The sequence below is a fragment of the Sandaracinus amylolyticus genome (genome assembly GCF_021631985.1).
Classification (GTDB): domain Bacteria; phylum Myxococcota_A; class Polyangia; order Polyangiales; family Sandaracinaceae; genus Sandaracinus; species Sandaracinus amylolyticus_A.
The window spans coordinates 3835760-3859631 of record NZ_CP070225.1 but is presented as its reverse complement, the minus strand read 5'-3'; the positions used below and the strand labels follow the sequence as shown (position 1 = coordinate 3859631).

Genomic DNA, 23872 nt, shown 5'->3' with positions numbered 1-23872 from the left:
GCGCGCTCTCTCGGTACACATGTCGCGCATGGAGCCGCGTTATCCGGACGCGCCGTGGCACACCCACGGTCGGGCGATCTTCCAGCCCTTCCTCGTGCGTGCGAGCTCGCTGCGGCTGCCCGAGGGGTTCGCGCCTCGGCTCGTCGGTGGGCGCGCGATCGGGCTGCTCGGGCTGGTCGAGTACGTCGCGCCCTCGCCGCTGACGTACTGCGAGCTCGTGTGGATGCCGTGCTTCGTGCGCGCGAGGGGCGCGGCGAGCGGCTACTTCGTCGAGAAGATGTACGTCGACTCCGAGGCGTCGTTGCGCGGCGGGCGCGAGCTCTGGGCGCTGCCGAAGCAGATCGCGCGCTTCGAGTGGGGCGAGCGCGAGGCGCGCGTGGAGACCGAGGACGGCGCGCGGTTGGTGCTCGACGTCGCGCTGCGGGGGCCGGCGATGCGCGCCCCGAGCGACGTCGCGACGGTGCAGGACGCGGGCGACGCGCTGGTGCGCTTCCGAGGGAGCGGGCGCGCGACGGTGCGATCGGCGCATCTCCGAGTGCGCGAGGCGCGCGGGCTCGACGGGTGGTCGGGGTGGCGCGGCGCGACGCGCATCCGCGGTGCGGGTGCGGCGCTGGTCGACTTCGCGATCACGATGCACCCGCCGAAGCGAGTCGTGCCGTGACGCCGCTCGTGCTGGTCGACGGCGCGGGCGGGTTCCTCGGGCGGCACGTGGTCGACGCGCTGCGCGCGCGAGGGATGCGGGTGCGCGCGACCGATCGTCCCGGGGTCGCGCTGCCCGACGCCGACGAGTGCGTGAGCGCGGACCTCGCGCGCGATGCGCTCGAGCCGCTCTTCGAGGGCGCGACGCACGTGGTGCACGTCGCGGGGCTCTTCGATCTCGCGGCGCAGAAGGACGCGCTGTGGCGCGCGAACGTCGACGTCGCGCGTCGTGTCGCGGAGGCCGCGGCGATCGCGCGGGTGCGCCGGCTCGTGCACGTCTCGAGCGTGACGGTGTACGGGCGACCGCGCGCCGCGCCGGTGCGGGAGGATGCGCCGCAGCGTCCGGAGCGCGCGTACGAGCGCAGCAAGCAGGAGGGGGAGGGCGCGGTGCGCGCGATCGCGCGCGCGTCGGGGCTGCCGCTCGTGATCGCGCGGCCGAGCGGCATCTACGGACCGCACGGGCGCTACGGGCTCGCCGCGATGGCGTCGACGATCGCGCTCGCGGCGGCGAGCGGGCGCGGGCATCGCTCGGTGCGGAGCGAGACGCGCATGACCCACGTGCACGTGGAGGACGTCGCGTCGGCGTGCGCGCTGCTCTGCGACGATCGCGCGACGCGCGACGAGGACGTGATCGGTCGCGCGTTCCACGTCGCCGACGCGACGCCGGTCACGTGGAGCGACGTCGCGCGTGGGATCGAGCGCTTCTACGCGCTGCCCGAGAACGCGCCGCTGCGGGTGACGCCGCTTCGTGCGCGGGCGATGCAGATCGCGGCGCGGCTCGCGAGCGCGCGGCTCGCGCGCACCAATGCGTCGCTGGCGCGTCGCTGGGACGCGCTGGTGGCGGAGCGCGGGCTGGCGCGCGCGCTGACGCCGCGCATCGACGTCGACGCCTACGACTACTGGCGCGCGGATCACGTCTACGACACGAGCGCGCTGCGCGGGCTCGGGTGGTCGCCGCGCTGGCCCGATGCGCGCGACGGGCTGCGCGAGACGCTCGAGTGGTACGTGCGCGAGCGCTGGCTGCCGGCGCCCTGAACGTGCGTCCTGGGGGTTGGAGGCCACCGAAGCGGGGCTAGGTGCCGCACGGTCCCGCGCTGGCTCGTGGGACGAGCATGCAGGGAGCAACCACCGCGTTCGGGTCGAGCGTCGTGCTCGAGGCCCGCGTCGCACGGTGGGCGGTGCGGATCCACGCCGCGCGCGTCCTCGAGACGATCGCGCGCGTCGCGTTCGTGCCGCTGCCGGGCGCGCCGCTCGGGGTGCGCGGGGTGATCGATCATCGCGGAGCGGCTGCGGTGGTGATCGATCTGCGGGAGCGCTTCGGGGCGGACGCGCCGACGCGGCGCTGGGATCCGATGGTCGTGGTGGAGGGCACGCCGCGGCTCGCCCTGATCGTCGACGAGCTGCGCGGCGTCGGTCCGCTGCCCGACGACGTCGTGATCGAGCCCGCGCTGCCGACTTCGCGCATCGCGGGCGTGACGCTCGGCGCGGACGGCGCGGCGTTGCTGATCGATCCCGGCGCGCTGCTCGACGAAGCGGAGATCGCGCAGCTGCGCGCGGCGCTCGAGGGCCGGTCGTGATCGCGCGACGTGCCCGCCTCGATCCTGCGACCCGCGTCGCGCTCGAGCAGATGCTCGCGCGCGAGGCCGGGCTCGTGTTCGACGAGGGGCTCGAGCCGCGCCTCGCGGACGCCGCGCAGCGGGCGGCGAGCACGGTGGGCGCGAGCGATGCGAGCACGCTGGTGGCGCGTGCGAGCGCCGGGGATCGCGAGGCGGTCGACGCGCTGCTCTCGGCCGCGGTGGTCGGTGAGACGTGGTTCTTCCGCGACCTGCCGCGCGTCGCGATGGTGCGCGATCGCTTCGTGCCCGAGGCGCTCGCGGCGCGGGGGCGCGCGCGGATCTGGTCGTGCGCGTGCGCGTCGGGCGAGGAGGCGTGGTCGCTCGCGGCGATGGCGCTCTCGGTGCCCGGCGCGAGCGCGTCGCGCGTGGAGGTGCTCGGAACCGATCTCGATCCGAACGCGCTCGCGCGGGCGCGCGCCGGGGGGTACCGGAGCTGGAGCCTGCGTCACGTGCCCGACGATCTGCGCGATCGCTGGCTCGAGCGGGCGGGCGAGGGCTATCGCGTGCACGACTCGCTGCGCGGGGTCGTGGGGTTCGAGCGGCTCAACCTCGTCCATCTCGCGAGCGGCGCGTCGATGCCGCAAGGGCGATGGGACGTCGTGTTCTGTCGCAACGTGCTGATGTACCTCGAGCCCGAGGTCGCGCGGCGCGTGCTGCTGCAGCTCGCGGGCGCGCTCGAGGAGGGCGGCGCGCTCGTGCTCGGCGGCGCGGAGCCGCTGCTGCCGCACGAGATCGCGAGCTGGGCCCGCATCGACCTCGGGGGCAACGTGCTGGTGCGCCCGCGCGCCGGTGAGCCCGAGCGGGTGCAGCGCGTCGAGAGCGCGCCGGTCGGGCCCGCCGCGCGACGTGCCGCGCCGCTGCCTCCACCGCGTCGTGTCGCGCCGGTGGCGCCCGCGGCCGCGCCGCAGCGCGCGACCGACGCCGTCGCGGAGGCGATCGCGCTCGCCGATCGCGGTGACGTGGAGTCCGCGCTCGCGCGGCTCGCGCAGCTGGACGCCGAGGCGCGACCGCTCGCGCTGCGCGCGATGCTGCTCGAGAGCCTCGATCGCTCGGAGGACGCGGCGCGCGCGGCAGAGCGCGCGTTGGTGCTCGATCCCGGTCGTGTCGATGCGGCGATCGTCGCCGCGCGCGCCCACGCACGCCTCGGCGACGCCGCGCGCGCGCGTCACCACGTGAACCGTGCTCGTCGCGCGCTCGCGGTGCTGCCGCAGGACGCGACCATCGACCTGCTGCCCGAGACGAGCCGCGCGACGCTGCTCGCGCTGCTCGACGGGCTCGAGCGCCGGCTCGGCGCGGAGAAGGCGACGTGAGCGAGGATCTCGAGGAGGAGCTCGCGCGCCGTGCCCTCGAGATCGCGCGTCCTGCGGCGCCGCTGGTGCGCGAGCGGCGCGCTGCGCTGCTGCTCGTGGTGGGCACCGATCGCGTGCTGCTTCCCGCGGAGGCTGCGCGCGCCGTCGCGCCGCTCGCGCACCTCACGCCGATCCCGTTCGCCGAGCCGCACGTCGCGGGGCTCACCGCGCGTCGCGGTCGCGCCATCCCGGTGTTCCACCTGCGCGTGCTGCTGGGTCTCCCGCTCTCGCAGCTGCCCGAGACGAGCCGCGTGATCGTGCTCGACGCACCGGGGGAGCCCGCGCTCGCGGTCGACGCGATCGGCGACGACGATCTTCCCGACGACGAGGCGCTCCGCCCTCCGCCCGAGACGATGGCGGCGGCGTCGCGCGCATTGGTTCGCGGCACGACCGAGGACGGACGGCTCGTCCTCGACGTGACCGCGCTGATCTCCAGCCCGCGGCTGACGATCGACGTCGGGCCGCGCGCAGCGCGAAGGTGACGGCGTGATGCGTGGGACGGTGGGCACGAAGATCCTGGGGTCGTTCGCGGTCGTGATGGCGTTCACGCTCGCGCTCGCGGCGTACGGCGCGTACCGCGACGCGGAGCTCCGGGACACGCTCGAGCTGCTCCAGGTGCGAGGCCTCGAGGCGATGCGTGCCGCGGGGCGCGCGTCGATGCTCGCGGAGCGGATCCGCTCGCGGCACTTCATGCACGCCGCGACCGAGTCGCCGGTCGAGCTGGCCGACATCGAGCGGCAGATGAACGAGTTCGACCGCGATCTCGACAGCGCGCTCCGCGATCTCGACCGGGCGCTCGAGGGAGGCGAGCTGCGCCAGCGGCTGCCCCGGATCCGCGAGGCGATCACTGCCTGGCGCGCCGCGCGCGCGAACGTGTTCCTGCCCGCGAGCCGGACCCAGGACACGCCGGCGGCGATCGCGCTGATGCTGCGCGAGGTGTCGCCGCACTACCTGCGCGCGATCGACGATCTCGAGCGCCTGGTCGACGACACCGCCGCGCTCGCGGACGCGCGCTACGAGACTGCCCGCGCGACGCTCGAGACCTCGCGCACGATCACGTTCGCTGCGGCCATCATCGACGCGCTCCTCGCGATCCTGCTGGGCGTCTGGCTGACGAACGACATCGCGCGGCGGGTGCGCGACGTCGCGGCGGCCGCCCGTGCGGTGACGAGCGGCGACCTGTCTCGGCGCGCCAACGTGACGGGCAGGGACGAGATCTCCGATCTCGCGTCCGCGTTCGACACCATGGCCGAGACGATCGAGCGGAAGGTCTCTTCGGAGCAGGCGAGCGCGCGCACCCAACGCGACGAGAAGGACGCGCTCGCGCGCGCGGTCGCGCGCTACGGAAGCTTCGTCGGGAGCATCGCGCGGGGGGATCTCACGCAGAAGGTCCACGCCGAGGGCGATGGGGATCTCGCGGCGCTCGGGCGCGACCTCGGGACGATGGGCGACGCGCTCCGGCGGATGACGGGCGGGGTCGCCGAGGCCGTGGGGGCGCTCTCGAGCGCGACGGCCGAGCTCATGGCGACCGCGCAGGAGCAGAGCGCCAGCGCCGCGGAGGCCGCGGCGGCCGTCACCGAGACGGTCTCGACGGTCGACGAGCTGACGCAGACGTCGCGCACCTCGTCGGACCGCGCGCGCGAGGTGGCCGATGCGGCGCGGCGGAGCGTCGACGCGTCGGACGCCGGGCGCATCGCGGTCGACGGGAGCATCACCGCGATGGAGCGTGTGCAGGCGCAGATGTCGGCGATCGCCGAGCGCATCCTCGGGCTCTCCGAGCAGGCGCAGCGCGTCGGACAGATCGTCGCCGCGGTCGGCGATCTCGCGGAGCAGAGCAACCTGCTCGCGCTCAACGCCGCGATCGAGGCCGCGCGTGCGGGCGAGCACGGGCGCAGCTTCGCGGTGGTCGCGCAGGAGGTGCGGAGCCTCGCGGAGCAGAGCAAGCGCGCGACCGTGCAGGTGCGCGGCATCCTCGCGGAGATCGAGAAGTCGACGACGCAGGCGGTGCTGGTCACCGAGCAGGGCGGCAAGGCCGCGAGCGAGGCGATGCGCACGGTGCACGAGGCCGGTCAGCGCATCGAGCAGCTCGCCAGCGTGATCGCGGAGTCGGCCGGCGCTGGCCAGCAGATCGCGACGACCGCGCAGCAGCAGGTCACGGGCGTCTCGCAGATCGCGCAGGCGATGCACTCGATCAACCAGGCCGCGACGCAGTCGGTCGAGGCGACGCGCCAGACCGAGCGCGCGGCACGCGATCTCGGTGCGCTCAGCGACCGGCTGCGCAGCGCGATCGCGCAGTACCGGACCTGATCGATGAGCACCGAGCTGCTGGCGATCTTCCGCGACGAGCTCGAGGACGTGCTCGGCGCGATCGAGGTCTCGCTCGAGCGGCTCGAGCGCGGTGATGCGCGCGCTGCGCTCGAGATCCGGCGCGCGTTCCACACCCTCAAGGGCGCCGCCCACGCCGTCGGTGAGAGCGCGGTCGAGCGGGCATGCGCCGACGCCGAGGCGCGTGTGGCGGCGAGCGCGGGCGATCCGGCTTCGGTGGCGACGATCGCGCGCGGCGCGCTGCCCGCGCTGCACGCGCGTCTCGCAGCGATCTCGGGGCGGCGCGAGCCGGGCCCTGCGCAGCGTGACGAAGCGCCCGAGCCCGCTCCGCCCGACGCGGACACTGTGCGGATCGCCAGCGCGCGCGTCGACGCGCTGCTCGCGGCCGCCGATGATCTCGGCTCGTCGCTGCTCGAGGCGCGCTCGGTCGATCGCCTCGAGCAGCTGCGCGCGTCGCTCGATGCGCTCCGAGGGCTCGTCGAGCCGCTCGCGACCGGCGCAGAGGAGCGCGACGACGCGCGGCGCCGGGCGCGTGGTGCGACCTCGGCGGCGCGCGAGGCGCTCGCGCTCGCCGAGGCGGCGCTGCGCGAAACGAGGAGCGCGAGCGCGGTGCTCGACCGAGCGTTCGGCGCGCTCTCCGCGGAGCTGCGCGCGGTGCGCATCGCACCGTTCGCAGGGCTCGCTCCGGGGCTCGAGCGCGCAGCGATCGAGGCCGCGGCGACGCTCGGCAAAGAGGTCGTCGTCGCGTTCTCGGGAGGTGAGGTCGAGCTCGATCGCCGCACCCGCGACGAGCTCCGGGAGCCGCTGCTGCACCTCGTGCGCAACGCCGTCGATCACGGCATCGAGGCGCCCGACGTGCGCCGCCGCGCCGGCAAGCCGAGCGCGGGACGGATCGCGATCGAGTCCGCGATCGTCGCCGGCGAGGTGCAGGTCGACGTCGTCGACGACGGCGCCGGGATCGATCTCGACGCGGTGCTCGCGCGCGCCAGGCAGCTCGGGCTCGCCGACGCCGACGCGCTCGCTGCGGATCCCCTGGCGTTGCTCTTCGAGCCCGGCCTCAGCACGCGCGCGCACGCCGGGCCGATCTCGGGGCGCGGCATCGGCCTCGACGTGGTGCGCGATCGCGTGCGGCGCTTGCACGGCGGCGTGCACGTCGAGACCCAGCGCGACGCGGGGACGCGCGTGCGGATGCGCGTGCCGCTCTCGTCGGGCGCGCTGCGCGTCGTGCACGCGCGCGTGCGGCACGTCGACGTGCTGATCCCCTCGACGAGCATCGAGCGGGTGCGCCACGTCGCGCCCGGCGAGGCGATCACGATCGAGGGCCGCCTGCACCTGCCCGACGGGCGCGCGGCGATCCCGATGGCGCGCCTCGACGGGACGCTGGGGCTCGGCGACGCCGACGGCGAGGTCGGCCTCTCGTGGCTCGTGGTGTCGGCCGGCGCGCGCCGCGTGGCGCTCGGCGTGGACGCGCTGGTCGGCGAGATCGAGGTCGTCGCGCGCGCGCTCGGCGGTCGCGTGCGCCGCGTCGCGGGCGTGAGCGGGACCGCGGTGCTCGAGGGAGGGCGTGTCGCGCTGCTCGCCGACGTCGACGCGCTCGCCCGTCTCGCGGTGCCGATGCGCGCGTCTCCCGAGGTCGCGCCGAGCGCGGTGCGGCGCGTGCTCGTCGTCGACGACTCGGTCACCACCCGCGCGCTGCAGCGCGCGCTCCTCGAGTCCGCGGGCTACGCGGTCGCCGTCGCGGGCGACGGTCGCGAGGCCCTCGACGTGCTCGCGGAGCAGCGCTTCGACGCGGTCGTGACCGATCTCGAGATGCCGCTCCTCGACGGCCTCGAGCTCCTGGAGCGCATCCGCGCGCTGCCGCGAACCCGCTCTCTCCCCGTGATCGTCGTCACCGCGGTCGATCGCGAGACCGATCGCCGGCGCGCGTTGGAGTTGGGCGCGAGCGCCTACGTGCTCAAGAGGGACTTCGATCGAGAGCGCCTGCTGGCGACCCTGGAGGATCTGCTTTGACGATGCCGCCCCCGAGCACGCTGCCCACGCGCGTGCTGATCGTCCACGACTCGCCGACGGTGCGGGCGTCGTTGCGGCGCACGCTCGCCTCGGATCCCCAGCTGCGCGTGATCGGCGAGCTCGAGTCCGCGCAGAGCCTCGTCGACGCCGTGGGGCGCCTCGCGCCCGACGTCGTCGTGATGGACGTCGTGATGCCCGAGGTCGATGGCTACCAGGCCACGCGCGCGCTCATGGCGAGCCGGCCGACACCGATCGTGCTGGTCTCGCAGGTCGTCGATCCGTCCGACGCGAGCGTCGCGCTCGAGGCGATCCGCGCCGGTGCGCTCGCGATCGTCGACCCTCCTCCACCGCCCGCCGACGCCGCGCGCTCGTTCCGCCGCGAGAGCTTCCTGGCGCTCGTGCGCTCCGCCGCGAACGCGCATCCCTCGCGCGCCAGCGCGTCGCACGGTGCGCCGATCGCGCGCGTCCGCAGCATGCGCCGCGCCGCGCGCGTCATCGGCATCGTCGCCTCGGCCGGTGGTCCCGCGGCCCTCTCGTCGCTGCTCGAACAGCTGCCGCAGCGGGGCTTCCCGCCGCTCCTCGTCGTGCAGCACCTCGCGAAGGGCTTCTCGGACGGCCTCGCGCGCTGGCTCGCCGCGAGCGGTCATCCGGTCTCGGTCGGCGGCGCGGGAGAGCGACCCGAGCAGGGCCACGTCTACGTCGCGCCCGACGATCGCCACCTCGGCCTCACCTCCGACGCGCGCATCGCGATCAGCGACGAGCCACCGGTCGGGCTGTTCCGTCCCTCCGGCACGTGGATGCTGCGCTCGCTCGCGCGCACGCTCGGCGCCGACGCGGGCGCGGTCGTGCTCACCGGGATGGGCGACGACGGAGCGGCGGGGGCGCGCGTGCTGCGCGATCGCGGGGGCGAGATCGTCGCGCAGGACGAGGCGAGCTCGGTCGTGTTCGGCATGCCGCAGGCGACGATCGCGTGTGGCGCCGCGAACGAGGTGCTCTCGCTGCGCGCGATCGCGCAGTGGATCGTGGACAAGCGAGGAGGCGAGCCGTGAAGGTCCTTCTGGTCGAGGACAGTCGCACCCAGGCGCGCCGGTTCCAGAGCGCGCTCGAGCGCGCGGGCATGCGGGTGATGGTGCGCCACGACGGCGCCGAGGGGCTGCGCGCGGCGCTCGAGGATCCGCCCGACGTGGTCGTCAGCGACGTGCTCATGCCCGAGCTCGACGGCTGGGAGCTCTGCCTCGCGCTCCGCGACGATCCGCGCACCGCGTCGCTGCCGATCGTGCTGATGACGTCGCTGACCGATCCCGACGACGTGCTGCGCGCGCTCGCCGCGGGCGCCGACGGCTACGTGGGCAAGCCGTTCGAGGACGCGGTGCTGGTCGATCGCGTCCAGCGCGTGCTGGCGCAGCGGGAGACGCCGCTCGCGTCGATCGAGATCCACGGTCGCTCGCTGCCGATCCGCGCGTCGCGCGAGACCATCCTCGGCGTGCTCACGTGCGCGCTCGAGGACGCGGCGTCGCGGCACGCCGAGGTGTCCGCGAGCCGCGAGCGCCTCGAGCAGGCGAAGGGACAGCAGGACGAGATGATCGGCGTGGTCGCGCACGAGCTCCGCACGCCGCTCAACGTGCTCTCGCTGCGTGCCGGTCTCGAGGCTGCGGGACACGTGACGTCGTCGGTGAGCGGTCGCGCGCCGCTCCCGCCGCTCGCCGAGCTCGTCGCGCGAAACGTCCGCGCGATGAGCGCGATCGTCGACGACCTGCTCGACGTCGCGCGCATCGAGTCGGGCGCGATCCGCGTGACCCCGCGCGTCGGCGATCTCGGCGCGCTCGCGCGCGAGGTGGCGAGCCGCTTCGCCGTCGTGTCGGCGCGCCATCCCGTCGAGGTGCACGTGGCCGAGTCGGTCGAAGCGGTGTTCGACGCGGCGCGCGTCGAGCAGGTGCTCGCGAACCTGCTCTCGAACGCGATCAAGTACTCGCCCAACGGCGGTCGCGTCGACGTGCGGGTGTCGGTCGACGAAGGACGGGCGCTCGTCGAGGTCGAGGACGAAGGCATCGGCGTCCCGGAGGCCGCGGCCGAGCGTCTCTTCGGGCGCTACGTGCGCGCGCCGGGCAGCGAGCGCGTCGCCAAGGGCGTCGGGCTGGGCCTCTACATCTGTCGTCGCCTCGTCGACCTCCAGGGCGGGCGCATCGGCGTGTCGCGCCGCGAGCCGCAGGGCTCGCGCTTCTGGTTCACGCTCCCGCTGGCGCGCTGAGCGCGGGATGCTCGGTCGTGTGCTTCGAGCACACGACGACATCGACGCGGTGTGCGCGCCGCTGACGCACCGCGTCGAGGCACACCCGCGACCACCGATCGCACGTGATGCGCGCGCGTCACGACGAAAAGCGGATCATCCGCGCTGCCGACCTTGATATCCTCGCCGCGAAACGCCGTTTTCGCGCGTTTCCGATGACGATCTGCGGCTTCGTCGTCGCGACGGCTGCGTTGAGAACGGGGAGGCCTCTGTGACTGCCGAGATGGATCCGCGACTCGAGGAGGCGCTCGCGGCGGCGAGCGCGGCGCCGGACGACGACGGACGTTGGGACGAGCTCGAAGAGCTCGCCGAGTCGCTCCAGAGGCCCGACGAGGTCGGTGCGCTGTATCGCGAGGCGCTCGGGCGCACGCTCCCGGCGGACGTCGCCGAGCGGCTCGGCCGTCGCGCGGTCGGCTTCCACGAGGAGTGGTTCGGCGAGGAGTCGCCGCACCTCGTCGACGTGCTCACGCGCGTCCTCTCGCTCGACCCCGGAGCCGACTGGGCGCTGCAGCGCGCGACCGTCGTGCTCACCGTGCGCGAGCGCTGGAGCGACCTGCTCGGTCTCTACGATCGCGCGCTCGCCGCAGCCTCCGAGGACTGGCGCCGCACCCAGCTCCTCGAAGAGGCATCGCAGCTCGCGAAGGACTTCGCGGGACAGCCCGACCGCGCGATCGACTACCAGACGCAGCTGCTCGCGCTCCGCCCCGGCGACGCGCAGCTGGTCGCCTCGCTCGAGCGCCTCCTCGAGCGTCAGGCGCGCTGGCAGGAGCTGATCGGCCTGTGGCGCAAGCGCGTCGAGAACGGCGCCGACGACGCCGCGTCGCTGCGCGAGCGCATCGCGACGACGTTCCTCGATCACCTCGGCGATGCCGCGGCGACGCTCGCCGAGTCGCGCGCGCTGATCGAAGGTGGCCACTCGATCGCGCACGCGGTCGCGCTGCTCGAGCGCGTGCTGGTGCTCGAGAGCGCGAGCGCCGACGTGCGGCGTGGCGCGCTCGCGCTGCTCCGCGAGCGCTACGAGGGCGAGGGCAAGGACGCAGAGGTCGAGCGCATCCTCGCCATCGCGCTCGGCTTCGGCAGCCGCGACGAGAAGATCGCGATCCACCGCGAGCTCGGCGAGCGCACCGCGACGCGCGGCGACGAGAGCAGCTCGATGGGCCACTGGGCCTCGCTGCTCCTGCTCGATCCCGGCGCCGAGGACGCAGAGCAGCGGCTCCGTCAGCTCGCGGCGTCGACCGGCGCGCACGAGCGCCACGCCGACGCGCTCGTCGCCGCCGCCGAGGTCGCGTACGAGCCCGCGCGGCGCATGACCCTGCTCCTCGAAGCGGGCGACGTGCGCGGCATGGCGGTCGGCGATCGCGAGGGCGCGGAGCCGCTCTACCGCCGCGTCCTCGGCGATGCCGACGCGAGCGAGTCGTTCCAGCGCACCGCAGCGCGTCGCCTCGTCGGGCTGCTCGACACCGCGGAGCGCGCGCGCGATCGCCTCGACGTCCTCGAGCAGCTCGCGAAGCTCGAGAACGACGCGTCGGAGCGCCGTCGCGTCATCGGTCAGGCCGCGCGCCTCGCCGAGGAGCTGGGCGCGTCGGATCGCGCGCTCGCGCTCTGGCAGGCGCGGCTCGACGCGCACGCGCAGGACCTCGAGGCGCTCGACGCGCGCATCGGGATCCTCGAGCGCGAGGAGCGCTGGAAGCCGCTGATCGAGACGCTGCGCCTGCGCGCCGCGTCGCCGGTGCCGGGCCCGCTGCAGCGCGCCGATCTCGTGCGCCTCGCGGGCGTGCAGGAGGATCGCGTCGGGGATCGCGCGGGCGCGATCGAGACCTGGCTCGAGGTGCAGTCGCGCTTCGGCGAGGACGTCGAGACCGTCGACGCGCTGTTCCGCCTCTTCACCGCGGAGTCGCGCTGGGAGGAGATGGCAGCGATGCTCGAGCGCGCGGTGCGCCGCGACGAAGCGCGCGCCGCGGACATCGTGGTGCGCCTCGCCGACGTGCGCCGCGAGCACCTCGCGGACAGCGCGCGCGCCGCGCAGGGCTACCACCAGGCGCTCAAGCTCGAGCCGCGCCACGAGGGCGCGCGCGCCGGTCTGCAGGCGCTGATCGCCGATCCCGTCGCCAAGGCGGGTGCGGTCGAGGGCCTCGCCGAGGCCGCGCTGCGCACCGACGATCACGAGGCGCTGCTCGGCCTGCTCGAGCACCGCATCGAGGCTGCGGCCGGCGATCGCGTGCGCGTGCGCCTGCTGCGCGAGGCCGCGGAGCTCGAGGAGTCGCGCCGCAGCGACGCGCTCGCCGCGATGCGCGCGATCCGTCGCGCGTTCCTGCTGGTGCCCGACGACGAAGGGCTCGAGGGCGAGCTGATGCGCCTCGGTCGCGCGTCGAGCGGCTGGGCCGAGGTGGTCTCGGCGCTGCGCGAGGCGATCCCGACGGTGAGCGCCGACGCGGCGCGCGCCGCGCACCTGCACCGTCGTGCCGCGGCGCTGCTCGAGTCGGAGCTGAGTGACGCGGCGGGCGCGCTCGCGGAGCAGCTCGCGGCGTTCGCGCGCGAGCCGCGCGATGCGACGACTGCGGAGGAGGTCGTGCGCCTCGGGGCACAGCTCGGCGGGTGGGACGCGGTCGCGACGGCGCTGGTCGGCTCGGTGCGCGCGCATCGCCGCATCGACGACGCGCTCGTGACGCAGATCGAGGCGGCCGCGGATCAGGCGGTCGCATGGGACGCGCTCTCGACCGAGACCGCGTCGGCGATGGCGCGCGTGCAGGGTGAGCTCGAGGCGTCGGGCGAGCGTCGCTTCGGCGAGCTCGGCCGCGCGATCGAGACCCGCATCGCGGTGTGGCACCGCGATCGTCGCGGCGATCTCGCGTCGGCCGAGGCCGCGCTCGCGCGCGCGCTGAAGCACGAGCAGGGGCACACCGACACGCTGCGCGAGCTCGCGCGCCTCCAGTGGCGCGAGCCGAGCCGCGCGCTCGTCGACACGCTGCTCTCGCTCGCCGAGCAGCTCGAGGACGATCTCGACGCGCTCCACGACGCCGCGAAGATCGCCCTCGATCCGGTGCGCGACGTCGCGCTCGCCAAGCACATCCTGTCGAAGCTCTATCGCGAGTCGGTGCGGCTCTGGGAGCGCGGCAACCGCACGCGCGGCGAGCGCCCGGCGGACAAGACCGCGGTCTGGGCGCTCGACGAGCTGATCCGGATCGAGCTCGAGTCGGATCGCGTCGAGGGCGCGATCGATCTGCTCGCGCAGGGCGCGCGCCTTCCGATCCCCGCGACCGAGTCGCGTGCGATGCGCCGCCGCGCCGGCGACCTCGCGCGCGAGAAGCTCGGCGACGAGGCGCGCGCGATGCGCCTCTACCAGTCGATCGCCGACGAGTCGCTCGAGGACGCGGAGACCGTCGATCGCCTCGCCGCGATGTACGAGGCGCGCAAGCGCATCCCCGAGCTCCTCGCCCTGCGCCAGCGCGAGCTCGAGGGCTCGCTCACGCCCGAGCGCCGGCTCGCGGTGCGCCTCGACGTCGCGCGCCTCCTCGGTCGTCTCGAGGCCGAGGGCGGCCGCATCGAGATGCTGCGCGCGAACCTCTCGGAGAAGCCCGGTCACGACGCGTCGATCGACGAGGTCGCGTCGGTGCTCGAGAGCAAGGGCCGCAGCCCCGAGCTCGCCGATCTGCTCACCACGCAGGCCCGCGACGTCGAGGTCGCCGACGCGCCGCGCGGCGCGCGCCTCTGGGCGATGGTCGCGCGCCTCGCCGAGGAGCGCCTCCGCGACGCCGAGCGCGCGATCTCCGCGCACCGTCGCGTGGTCGCGCTCGACGTGACCACCGAGGCGCTCGACGCGCTCGCGCGCTTGCACCTCGAGCGCAACGAGCCCGCGCAGGCCGGCGAGTGGCTCGAGAAGCGACTCGAGCACGCCAAGGGCGCCGAGCGCATCCCGCTCGCGCTGCGGCTCGCCGAGGCGCGCCTGCTCGCGGGCCGCAACGATCGCGCGATGCACGCGCTCGAGCGCGCGCTCTCCGAGGATCGCGGCGCGCGCGACGTGCGCGAGCGCCTCGCCGATCTCTATCGACGCGCCGAGAGCTGGGAGCAGCTCGCCGCGCTGCTCAGCGACGGCGTCGGCCACGTGAGCGACGAGACCACGCAGCTCGCGTACGTGCGCGAGGCCGCGGAGATCTACCGCAAGCGCCTGGATCGCCCCGAGCTCGCGATCCCGATCATGGAGCGCGGCGTCCAGCTCGCGCCCGACGATCAGGAGCTGCGCAGCACGCTCGCCGCGGGCCTGCGCGTCGCGGGTCGTCTCGACGAGGCGCGCGAGATCCTGGAGAAGCTCGCGTCGGAGTTCGGCCGCCGTCGCTCGCCCGAGCGCGCCGCGGTGCACTTCCAGCTCGCGCAGGTCGCGCACGCAGCCGGCGATCTCAAGCAGGCGCTCGAGCAGCTCGACAAGGCGTCGAGCATGGACCTCGGGCACCCCGGGATCCTCAAGATGTCGGGCGATCTCGCCCGCGAAGCGGCCCAGCTCGATCGCGCCGAGCGCTCGTACCGCGCGCTGCTCCTCCTCGTGCGCCGTCAGGCGAGCGAGGGCCACGAGCTCTCCGTCGGCGTGAGCGAGGTGCTCTACGAGCTCTCGCGGCTCGCGACCGAGCGCAAGCAGGACGCGCAGGCGAAGGAGCTGCTCGAGTCGGCCTTCGAGACCGCGTCGCACTCGACCGCGGAGGCCGCGCGCTTCACCCGCACCCTCGTCGCCCGTGGCGCGACCGATCTCGCGCTGCGCACCATCGACATGCGCATCGCGGCGGAGACCGACGTCGCGAGCCGCGCGCGCACGCTCGTCGACCGCGCCGAGATCCAGGAGAAGCTGCTGGGCAAGCCCGAGGACGCGCTGAGCTCGCGCCTCGAGGCGCTCGAGCTCGCGCCCGGCCGCGCGGTGAGCGAGGCGGCGCGTGATCTCGCGGTGCGCACCGACCAGGTGACGCGCTTCGTCGAGCGCGTCCGCGCGCTCGCGGATCGCATGCGCCGCAAGGAGGACGCCGAGGTCGTCTCGGATCTCCTCATGACGCTCGGTGAGGTCACGGAGCGCGAGCTTCGCGATCTCGCGACCGCGAGCGAGCTCTACCAGCGCGTCGAGGACCTCGGCGCGCGCACCCTCGACGCGTGGCGCGCGCTCGCGCGTGTCGCGTCGGCGCGTGGCGATCACGTCGAGGAGATCCGCGTGCTGCGCCGCCTCGTCGCGGCGGGTGTCGACACCTCGTCGTTCGGCGCCGAGGACTCGATCCCCGAGGACGCGAAGGTCGAGGCGTTCTATCGCATCGCCGAGGTCGAGCTCGCCGAGGCGGAGACGCTCGAGAGCGGCATCGCGACGCTCTCCGAGGCGCTCGCGAAGAAGCCCGATCACGCGCGAGGCGCACGCATCCTGAACGCGGCGGCGCGCGCGTTCCCGGCGCACGACGGAGTGCTCGTGCTCTACGAGCGCGCTGCGCGTGGCAGCGGTGATGCGGCGCTGCTCCTCGACATGCTCGAGATCAAGACGGCGCGCGAGGGCGCGACGATCGACGAGGTGCGCGAGGCGATCGACGTCGCGATCTCGATCGACGGGGCGCGCGCCGAGGCGCTCCTGCGGCGCGGCATCGAGGTCGCTCGCGCGAGTGCGGACGGGCTCGCCGGCGAGCTGTGGATCCCGATGGCGCTCGCGATGCGCCGCATCGATGCGGGCGACGTCCCGGGCGCGCTCGAGTGGCGCCGCGTCGCGGCCGAGGCCGCGGAGAGCGCGGGCGACGTCGACCGCGCGCGCTCGCTGTGGCGCGAGGTCGCGGAGGCGGCGTCGCAGCCCGGCGGGGATCTCGCGCTCGCGGCCGCGACCTATCGTCGTCTCCTCGAGAGCGAGCCCAACGATCGCGCTCTCTGGGGCCCGCTCGCGGAGGTGCACGGCAAGCTGCGCGACCGCGCGGGCTTCGACGCCGCGATCGCGACGCTCCTCGACGCGCTGCTCGATCCGGGCGATCGCAACGAGCTGCGCATGGCGCACGCGGCCTTCCTGCTCGACATCGTGAAGGCCGAGCAGGACGGCGTGGACGTGCTCCGCGCGGTGCTCGACGAGGATCCCGATCATCTCGGCGCCGCGCAGCGCCTCGCCGATCTCTTCGAGCGCGACGGGCGCCACGAGGAGCTCGCCGAGCTGCTGCAGCGCCAGCTCGATCGCGCTCGCGATCGCTCGGACACCGTCGCGATCGCGGCGCTCGCGCTGCGCATGGGCGGGCTGCTCGAGTCGGCGGGACGTCGCGAGGACGCGCGCGATCTCTATCGCCAGGGCCTCGAGTGGGCGCCCGAGGACGCGCCGCTCCTGCGCGCGATGCTCACGCTCCACGGTGACGGCGACGACTCGCACGATCGCGCCGCGCTAATGGAGCGGCTGCTCGCGGTGAGCACCGGCGAGAGCGCGGCGACGCTCGCGCTCGAGCTCGCCGACGTCTACGCGCTTCTCGAGGACGGCGAAGGCGTGGGCCGCGCGCTCGACCTCGGGTTCCGCGCCATGCCTGCCAGCGATGCGCTCCGCGCGCGCCTCGAGGCGTGGCACTCCGATCGCGGTGACCTCGCGGGCCTGGCCGACACCATCGCCTACGACGCCGCGCACCGCAGCGATCCGAGCGCGGCGGTCGCGCGCTTCCGCGAGGCCGCGACGCTCTACACGCAGCGCCTCGACATGCCCGAGCGCGCCGCGGAGATCCTGCGCCAGGCGCAGCAGCTCTCGCCCGGCAGCCTCACGGTGCTCGGCGAGCTCGTCGCCGCGCTGCTCGCGTGTGGTCGCCCCGACGAGGCCGCGGCCGACGTCGGCGGCGCGCTCGAGGCGCACGCCGAGGCCGACTCGTCGCGCGCGCACCTGCTCCGCATGCGCGCGACGCTGCGCCTGCAGAGCGGCGAGGGCGACGGAGCGATCGCCGACCTCGAGGAGGCCTACGCGATCGATGCACGCTCGACCTACGCCGAGCTGATCGACGCGCTCGAGCGCCGTCGCCGCGAGGTCGATCGCGACTCGGAGCGCCCGCTCACGATGCGCCTCGCGTCGGTGCTCCAGGAGAACGGCGACGCGGCGCGCTCGCGCGACGTGCTCGCGGAGTGGGCGGATCGCGAGCCGAGCGATCTCGAGGCGCTGCGCACGCTGCGCGTGATCGACACGGTGAGCGGTCGCTTCGACGAGGTCGTGCGTCACTGCGCGCGCCTGGTCGAGATCGAGCAGGGCGAGGCGCAGGTCGAAGCGGCGCTCGCCCTCGCCGACGCGGCGACGCGCATCGGCGCGCCGCACGAGGCGCGTCCCGGCCTCGAGCGAGTGCACCACGATCAGCCGGCCGACGGCCGCGTGCGCGACGCGCTCCGCACGATGTACGAGCAGTCGCAGGCGTGGGCCGAGCTCGCGGGGATCCTCCTCGCGGACGCAGCGGGCGCGAGCGACGTCGAGGTGCGCTGGGCGGCGCTGCGCCGCGCGGGTGAGCTCCTCGTCTACGAGGTGCAGGATCCGGCGCGCGCGATCGAGCCGCTGCGCGAGGCGCTGGCGCTCAAGGAGGACGAGCAGGACGTCGTGGTCGTGCTCTCCGACGCGATGATCGGCGCGGGCGCGCTCGCCGAGGCCGTCGAGCTCCTGCAGAACGCGATCGGCGCGTCGCGCCGTCGTCGCTCGCCGGCGCTCGCGATGATGCAGCTGCGCATGGCGCGCATCGCGGGGCTGAGCGGCGATCAGCAGACGCAGCTCGAGTGGCTCAAGGTCGCGCTCGAGTCCGACAAGACGAACGGCGCGATCGCCGCCGAGCTCGCAGAGCTCGCGATGGCGCTCGGCGACGACGGCACCGCGATGAACGCGCTCAAGGTCGTGACGCTGCAGAAGACGCCCGGCCCGATGAGCAAGGCCGTCGCGTTCCTGCGGCAGGCGCAGATCGCGCATCGCGCGGGCGACCACCAGAAGGCCGTGCTCTGGGCGCGTCGCGCGCGCATCGAGGACGGCGAGCTGAGCGAGGCGGAAGAGTTCCTCCGCGGCATCGGCGAGAGCTGAGCTTCCGGATCACGAGCTCCCGACGCGGCGCGCGAGAGAGGCCCTCTCGCGCGCCGCTCGCGTTCTGGGGCGTGAGGCTCGCACCACAGTGGCGCAGAACGGCCTGTCTGATTCGGCGGTGATCTCGCGCACATACAGCGGCACGTGCCGTGCTCTGCCCGAATGCGTCACGGCGTGATGCCGTGGCGACTCCAGGGAGAGCTTCACATGTCGCGCGCTTCGATCTTCGCCATCCTCGTGCTCGCCTCGGCCTGCGGCGGCGAGCCTTCGCAGACCACGCCGCTCGCCTCGGGGCTCGAGGGGTCACGCACGCTCGGCAGCCTCGACGCGAACGAGACCCGCACGCTGTGCGAGCGCTTCGTCGAGTACGCCGAGACCGAGACCGCGCGCGACGACGCACGTCGCTTCCACTGCACCGAGCTCGCGCTCCTCGGTGACGCGGAGACGCCCGCGGCGTGCGAGACCGAGGTCGACGCGTGCCTGCCCACCGCCGCGTACGAGAGCGACGTCGACTGCACCGAGGATCACTTCGACGACGCGTGCGCCGTGACCGTCGAGCAGTTCGAGGCGTGCGTCGTCGCGCAGATCGCCCAGCTCACGGGCGCGAGCCGCAACGCGATCGACTGCTCGCTCGCCGGCACCGACGGCGTCGACGCAGCGCTCGCGATGGACGCGATCGAAGGCTGCGCCGCCGCCCCCGGCTGCAACATCGACGACTGATCAGAATCAGAACCCGACGCGCCGGCCCGGCAGTCGCCACGCGACTGCATCACGTGATGCGTGCGCGGACGATGTGCTTGCCGTCCGGCATCTGCAGGACCTCGATCCACGGCTCGCTCGCGCGGTAGGTACGCAGCACGAGGATCGCCTTTCGTTGCGCGCGATACGGCTCGTCGGGCCAAGTGAGAGGCCACCCGCCGAGCTGCGCCCAAGCGTCGTTCGTGCCGCAGAGCGCGTGGTTCGCGCTCCACGCCCGTTCGTACGCGTACGCGGTCTCGAGATCGCGGAAGTTGTCGTTCATCCCCCATTCGCGCTTCCAGCCGAGGCCGTCCAGCCACGTGCCGATCGCATCGCCGCCTTCGATGAAGAGCGCGTCGAGCGGAGGCATTTCTCGGCTCGGGGTGGCGCGCAGAGGGACACCGCGACCGTGCTCGCCCTGCAGAGCGCCGAGCGGCGCCAGCGCCGCGCTGCCGCGCCCCGAGCCGATGTCGGCGCGCACCTCGAGGCACGCATCGCGCGCCACGCGCGTGTCGGGATGCGCGGAGAGATCGACCGTGATCCACGGGATCTCTCCGGGGTCGTCATCGCCGGCGTCGTCGAATCCCGCATCCCCGTAGAACACCGCGACGAGTGCGCCGGGCGACTCGGGCCGGAGATGGAGGCAAGGACGAGTGAGTGCGCGCGCTTCGGCGAGCAGGTCCGGAGACGTCATGCGGCGAGAATAGCCGCGAGTCAGCCGCGACGAGCTCGCCCGCCCGTCGTCAGAACCCGACGCGGCGCATCACGAAGCGCGGCAGGCGCCGGATCACGCCCATGATCGGGCCCCACGCGACCGGCGCGTAGACCTCGGGCGTGCCGCGATCCACCGCGCGCACCACGCGCGCCGCGACGTCCTCGGGCTCACCGGCGAACGGCGGCGGCTTCAGCCCCGCCGTCATCCCGGTCTTCACGAACCCGGGCTTCACCGTCACGACGCGCAGCCCCTCCGCGTGGTGCTTGTGGTCGAGCGCCTCGAGGTAGCGCGTGAGGCCCGCCTTCGCGGCGCCGTAGAGCGCGACCGGCTTGCGCCCGCGCTCGCCCGCGACCGAGCTGAACACGCACAGCGTGCCGCCACCGCGCGCGAGCAGACGACGCTTCGCCTCCTCGCAGAAGAGCACGGTGTTCGTGAAGTCGATCGTCAGCAGCCGCTGCGTGAGCTTCGCGTCGCTCTCGAGGTCCGCCTGCGCCGCGAACATCGCCGCGGTGACCACCACCACGTCGAGCCCGCCGAGCTTCGTCTCCGCCTCCTCGAGCGCGCCCGCGAACGTCTCGGGCTTCTCGAGGTCGCAGCGCGACCATCCGATCGATCCCGAGCGCACACCCGCGCGGATCTCGAGGTCCGCCACGCTGCGCGCGAGCTCGTCGTCGCCGATGCCCAGCACGTGCAGTCGATCACCACGCGCCGCCATACGTCGCGCCAGCGCGCGTCCCATGCCGCTCGTCGCGCCGAGCACCACGACGCGCTTCGGTCCGCGCGCTCCTTGATCCATCGCCATCTCTCGTTCCTTCAGGGCTTGTCGCCGAAGAGGCGCACCGACTGCGCGCTGCGGATGCGCTGCTCGGGATCCCACTTCGCGCGGATCTCCTGGAACTTCGGCAGGCGCGGCTCCATCGCGCGGAAGTGCTCGGGGCGCGTGAACTGATCCTTCGTGAGGTAGATGCGCCCGCCCTCGCGCAGCACGAACTCGTTGAGCGCGTCGACGAGCTGCTGCGTGTCGTCGCGCACCGGGATGTCGAGCGCGATCGACGTGCCCGGCATCGGGAACGAGAGGATGCCCTTGCCCTCGGGCCCGCAGTTCTTGATCACGCAGAGCATCGACGCGCCGCCGCGCGACGTGAGGATCTCGAGGAGGCGACGCGGCGCGCTCGGCCCTGCGGCGTCCGGCAGCACGCACTGGTACTGGGTGAACCCGCGCGTCCCGTACATCCGGTTCCAGTGCCGGATCATGTCGAGCGGATAGAAGAACGTCTCCCAGTGCACGATGCCGTGCATCTCGCGCGGCAGGTGCTTCCAGTAGTACGCCGTGTTGAACGCGCGGACCGACCAGCGATCGACGGTCCACGACGGCAGCTCGAAGGGCATCGTCACGCGCGGCAGCGGCTTGGGGAAGCGCTTCGGTGCGATGTCCGGCGACGCGAAGTCGCCCGCCATCAGCGTGCCGCGGCCCATGTTCTTCCCGCGCGTCAGCAGGTCGATCCAGCCCATCGTCGCGGGCAGGCGATGCGACGCGTCCTTGAGGCGCGCGATGAAGTCGTCGATGTCGTCGACGCGGCGGCTCTCCTGGAGGATCCACGCGGTCGGGATGCGCATCATCCGCACCTCGACCTCGAGGATGTGCCCGGTGAGGCCCATGCCGCCGATCGTCGCGCGGAAGAGATCGCCGTGCTGCTCGTCGCTGCACCACAGCACGCGCCCGTCGGCGACGCGCATCTTGAGGCGCGTGACGTGCTCGCCGAAGCAGCCACGCGCGTGGTGCTCCTTGCCGTGCACGTCGCTCGCGACCATCCCGCCGAGCGTGACGAACTGCGTGCCCGGGGTGACGGGCACGAACCAACCGCGCGGCAGGAAGATGCGGTTCAGCGCGAAGAGCGAGAGGCCCGCCTCGGCGCGCATGAGCCCGGTCTCTTCGTCGAACGCGAGCAGTCGATCGGCGAGCGTCGTGTTGACGACCTCGCCCACGCTCGCGGGCGGGAGCGAGCTGTCGCCGTACGAGCGACCGAGGCCTCGGCTCAGCACCGCGCGCTCGGTGACGCGCTCCAGGTTCTCGGAGCGGAGCTCTCGCCCCGGCACGCCGATCCCGCCCCAGCCCTCGATCATCGACAGGCCGCTCCCGTTGCCGTTCGCCATCGGCACCGGGACTAGCGCTGCGCTGCATCGCCGTCCAGCACGCGGTCGTGAGCGCGCGCCGGTGAGGCGCGAGCCGTCGGCGCCGGGGCGCCAGCGGTCGACGTGCGTGCGTCCCGTCGCGGCGCGCGCGAAGCTGCACCTCGCGGGAGAAGAATCGATGATCGAGGTGGTGCTGCGGGCGAGCGATCGCCCTTCGATGAGCGGGGAAGCCGATCGTTCGTCGATCGCGGATCGACGCGCGCTCTGGGTCGACGTGCTCGCGCCGACGGAGGACGAGCTGCTGCAGCTCAGCGGCGATCACGACGTCCCGCTCGCGACGCTCCAGGAGGCGATGTCGCCGCGCCACCTCCCTCGCCACGAGAAGCTCGGCGACGTCGTGTTCATCGTCGCGCGCGTCTACGACGAGGAGGCTCCGCCCGAGGCCGACTCGTTCCAGACGATCACGCGCAAGATCGCGATGTTCCTGAGCGACGGATGCCTCGTCACGATCCACCGGAGGCGCTTGCCCTTCCTCGAGAAGCTCAAGCAGCGCATGCGCGAGTCGCGGGACCCGATCTACCTGCAGGACGTGATGCTCGAGATCCTGCTCGACGGCGTGGAGACCTTTCACGCACCGCTCGAGGAGGCGGAGCTCCGGATCCACGACTTCGAGGCGTCGGCGCTCGAGCCTCAGCACACGACCGTGCAGTGGCGCGACGTGTTCCGCACGAAGGTGCGCGTGCAGACGATCAAGCGCCTGCTCTGGCACATGCAGAACGCGTCGCAGAAGTACCTGCCGCACTCCCAGGCGAATCAACCGCTCGCGCTCGAGCTCCGCGAGCGCGTCGCGAGCCTCTCGTTCTTCGCGGAGAGCCTGGACGAGGATCTCGACAGCCTGCTCGGCGTGCAGCTCGCGCTCGCCTCGAACCGCACCAACGACGTCATGCGCGTGCTGACGTTGTTCTCGGTGTTCTTCCTGCCGATCACGTTCATCGTCGGCGTCTACGGGATGAACTTCGAGCACATGCCGGAGCTCGCGTCGCCCTACGGCTACGCCGCCGTGTGGGTCGTGATCGCGTTCACCGAGGTCGTGCTCTACCTCTGGTTCCGCCGGCGCGGCTGGCTCGGCGGCTGAGGAGCATCTCGAGCAGCGCGAGCGCCGCGGGCGGGAGGCGATCGTGCCCGCGGTGCACGATGCGCAGCGGACGCGCGATCGGGGTACGCCGGTCGTCGACGATCATCAGGCGTCCGCGCGCGACGTCGTCCGCGACCGCGTGTCGGCTCACCAGCGCGACGCCCACGCCGGCGCGCACGTTCTCCTTCACGGCGGCGATCGAGCCGAGCTCCATCACGATGCGCGCGTCGGGGAAGCTCTTCTCGACGAGCTGCCGCGTGGTCGCGCCCGGACGGAACGTGACGAAGGGCGCGCTCAGCGGATCGCACGTGCCCGGCGCGGCGATGAGCACGAGCTCGTCGGTCATCCAGCGCTCGCCGCCCTTGGTGGTCACGATCGCGAGATCGAGGTGACCGCGCGCGAGCCCGTCGAGCGCCTCGTCGGTGGTCGACTCGCGCAGCACGAACGTGATCCCCGGGTGCGCGCGCCGGAACGCCGCGACGATCGGCGGCAGCAGGTACGTGCACACCGTCGCGCCCGCGCCGAGCCGCACCTCGCCCGCTTCGAGCCCCTCGATCTCGCGCGCGGCGCGGCGACCGTCCTCGAACGCCGCGATGGTCGCGCGGGCGCGGGGCAGGAACGCAGCGCCCGACGCGGTGAGCGTCGCTCCGTGGCGTCCGCGCGAGAGCAGACGCGATCCCACCCGCTCCTCGAGCCGGCGGATCGACGCGCTGAGCGCGGGCTGCGTGAGGTGCGCGTGACGCGCGGCCTCGGTGAACGTGCCGTGCTCCGCGATGAGCAGGAAGTGCGCGAGCTCGTCGATCATCAGCGTTGTTTATCGTAACCCGAGAATCAATCGATTGGATGTA

The 23872-nt window shown here is 73.8% G+C and carries 17 protein-coding genes; 13 read left to right on the top strand and 4 right to left on the bottom strand.

What is annotated here, in order from left to right:
* Positions 1-28: 28 nt before the first annotated feature.
* The 12 genes from I5071_RS16035 (at position 29) to I5071_RS15980 (ending at position 19023) form a co-directional block, all read left to right on the top strand.
* Complete coding sequence (locus I5071_RS16035; RefSeq protein ID WP_236606332.1) at positions 29-661, top strand: acetoacetate decarboxylase family protein; 633 nt, start codon at positions 29-31, stop codon at positions 659-661.
* Positions 658-1734: an NAD-dependent epimerase/dehydratase family protein gene (locus I5071_RS16030; protein WP_236606331.1), complete on the top strand. Its 1077-nt coding sequence runs from the start codon at positions 658-660 to the stop codon at positions 1732-1734. The genes I5071_RS16035 and I5071_RS16030 overlap by 4 nt, the downstream gene beginning before the upstream one ends.
* Positions 1735-1811: 77 nt before the next feature.
* On the top strand, positions 1812-2276 hold the full coding sequence (locus tag I5071_RS16025; RefSeq protein WP_236606330.1) for a chemotaxis protein CheW: 465 nt from the start codon (positions 1812-1814) through the stop codon (positions 2274-2276).
* Positions 2273-3625: a CheR family methyltransferase gene (locus tag I5071_RS16020; protein ID WP_236606329.1), complete on the top strand. Its 1353-nt coding sequence runs from the start codon at positions 2273-2275 to the stop codon at positions 3623-3625. The genes I5071_RS16025 and I5071_RS16020 overlap by 4 nt, the downstream gene beginning before the upstream one ends.
* Complete coding sequence (locus I5071_RS16015) at positions 3622-4146, top strand: chemotaxis protein CheW (protein WP_236606328.1); 525 nt, start codon at positions 3622-3624, stop codon at positions 4144-4146. Before I5071_RS16020 ends, I5071_RS16015 begins: the two co-directional genes overlap by 4 nt.
* Positions 4147-4153: 7 nt before the next feature.
* Entirely contained in the window at positions 4154-5971 is a 1818-nt protein-coding gene (locus I5071_RS16010; RefSeq protein WP_236606327.1) for a HAMP domain-containing methyl-accepting chemotaxis protein, read from the top strand.
* A gap of 3 nt (positions 5972-5974) precedes the next feature.
* Entirely contained in the window at positions 5975-7999 is a 2025-nt protein-coding gene (locus tag I5071_RS16005) for a hybrid sensor histidine kinase/response regulator (protein WP_236606326.1), read from the top strand.
* A gap of 2 nt (positions 8000-8001) precedes the next feature.
* A complete protein-coding gene (locus I5071_RS16000; RefSeq protein WP_236606325.1) occupies positions 8002-9048 on the top strand; it encodes a chemotaxis protein CheB in 1047 nt (348 codons plus the stop codon).
* Positions 9045-10247 carry a hybrid sensor histidine kinase/response regulator gene (locus tag I5071_RS15995; RefSeq protein WP_236606324.1) on the top strand — a complete coding sequence of 401 codons (1203 nt, stop codon included), beginning with the start codon at positions 9045-9047 and terminating at the stop codon, positions 10245-10247. The genes I5071_RS16000 and I5071_RS15995 overlap by 4 nt, the downstream gene beginning before the upstream one ends.
* Before the next feature lie 107 nt (positions 10248-10354).
* Positions 10355-10501, top strand: coding sequence for a hypothetical protein (locus I5071_RS15990; RefSeq protein ID WP_236606323.1), 147 nt, complete (start codon positions 10355-10357; stop codon positions 10499-10501).
* An 8-nt stretch (positions 10502-10509) separates the two neighbouring features.
* Positions 10510-18303, top strand: a complete 7794-nt coding sequence (locus tag I5071_RS15985) for a hypothetical protein (protein WP_236606322.1) — start codon at positions 10510-10512, stop codon at positions 18301-18303.
* 207 nt (positions 18304-18510) lie between these two features.
* A complete protein-coding gene (locus tag I5071_RS15980) occupies positions 18511-19023 on the top strand; it encodes a hypothetical protein (protein ID WP_236606321.1) in 513 nt (170 codons plus the stop codon).
* 49 nt (positions 19024-19072) lie between these two features.
* Here the strand turns inward: I5071_RS15980 and I5071_RS15975 are convergent, their stop codons facing one another.
* The 3 genes from I5071_RS15975 to I5071_RS15965 are packed head-to-tail and all read right to left on the bottom strand — an operon-like array spanning position 19073 to position 21910.
* Positions 19073-19735 (bottom strand): hypothetical protein, encoded by a 663-nt coding sequence (locus I5071_RS15975; RefSeq protein WP_236606320.1) that lies wholly within the window; start codon positions 19733-19735, stop codon positions 19073-19075.
* A 49-nt stretch (positions 19736-19784) separates the two neighbouring features.
* Positions 19785-20552 (bottom strand): SDR family NAD(P)-dependent oxidoreductase, encoded by a 768-nt coding sequence (locus tag I5071_RS15970; protein ID WP_236606319.1) that lies wholly within the window; start codon positions 20550-20552, stop codon positions 19785-19787.
* Between the two features lie 17 nt (positions 20553-20569).
* Positions 20570-21910 carry an FAD-binding oxidoreductase gene (locus I5071_RS15965; protein ID WP_236606318.1) on the bottom strand — a complete coding sequence of 447 codons (1341 nt, stop codon included), beginning with the start codon at positions 21908-21910 and terminating at the stop codon, positions 20570-20572.
* Between I5071_RS15965 and I5071_RS15960 the strand changes: the two genes are divergently transcribed.
* Entirely contained in the window at positions 21897-23024 is a 1128-nt protein-coding gene (locus I5071_RS15960) for a CorA family divalent cation transporter (RefSeq protein ID WP_236606317.1), read from the top strand. The two genes, I5071_RS15965 and I5071_RS15960, sit on opposite strands and share 14 nt — an antisense overlap.
* On the opposite strand, the gene I5071_RS15955 is transcribed toward I5071_RS15960, so the two are convergent.
* A complete protein-coding gene (locus I5071_RS15955; protein ID WP_236606316.1) occupies positions 22969-23829 on the bottom strand; it encodes a LysR family transcriptional regulator in 861 nt (286 codons plus the stop codon). The two genes, I5071_RS15960 and I5071_RS15955, sit on opposite strands and share 56 nt — an antisense overlap.
* Positions 23830-23872: the final 43 nt, after the last annotated feature.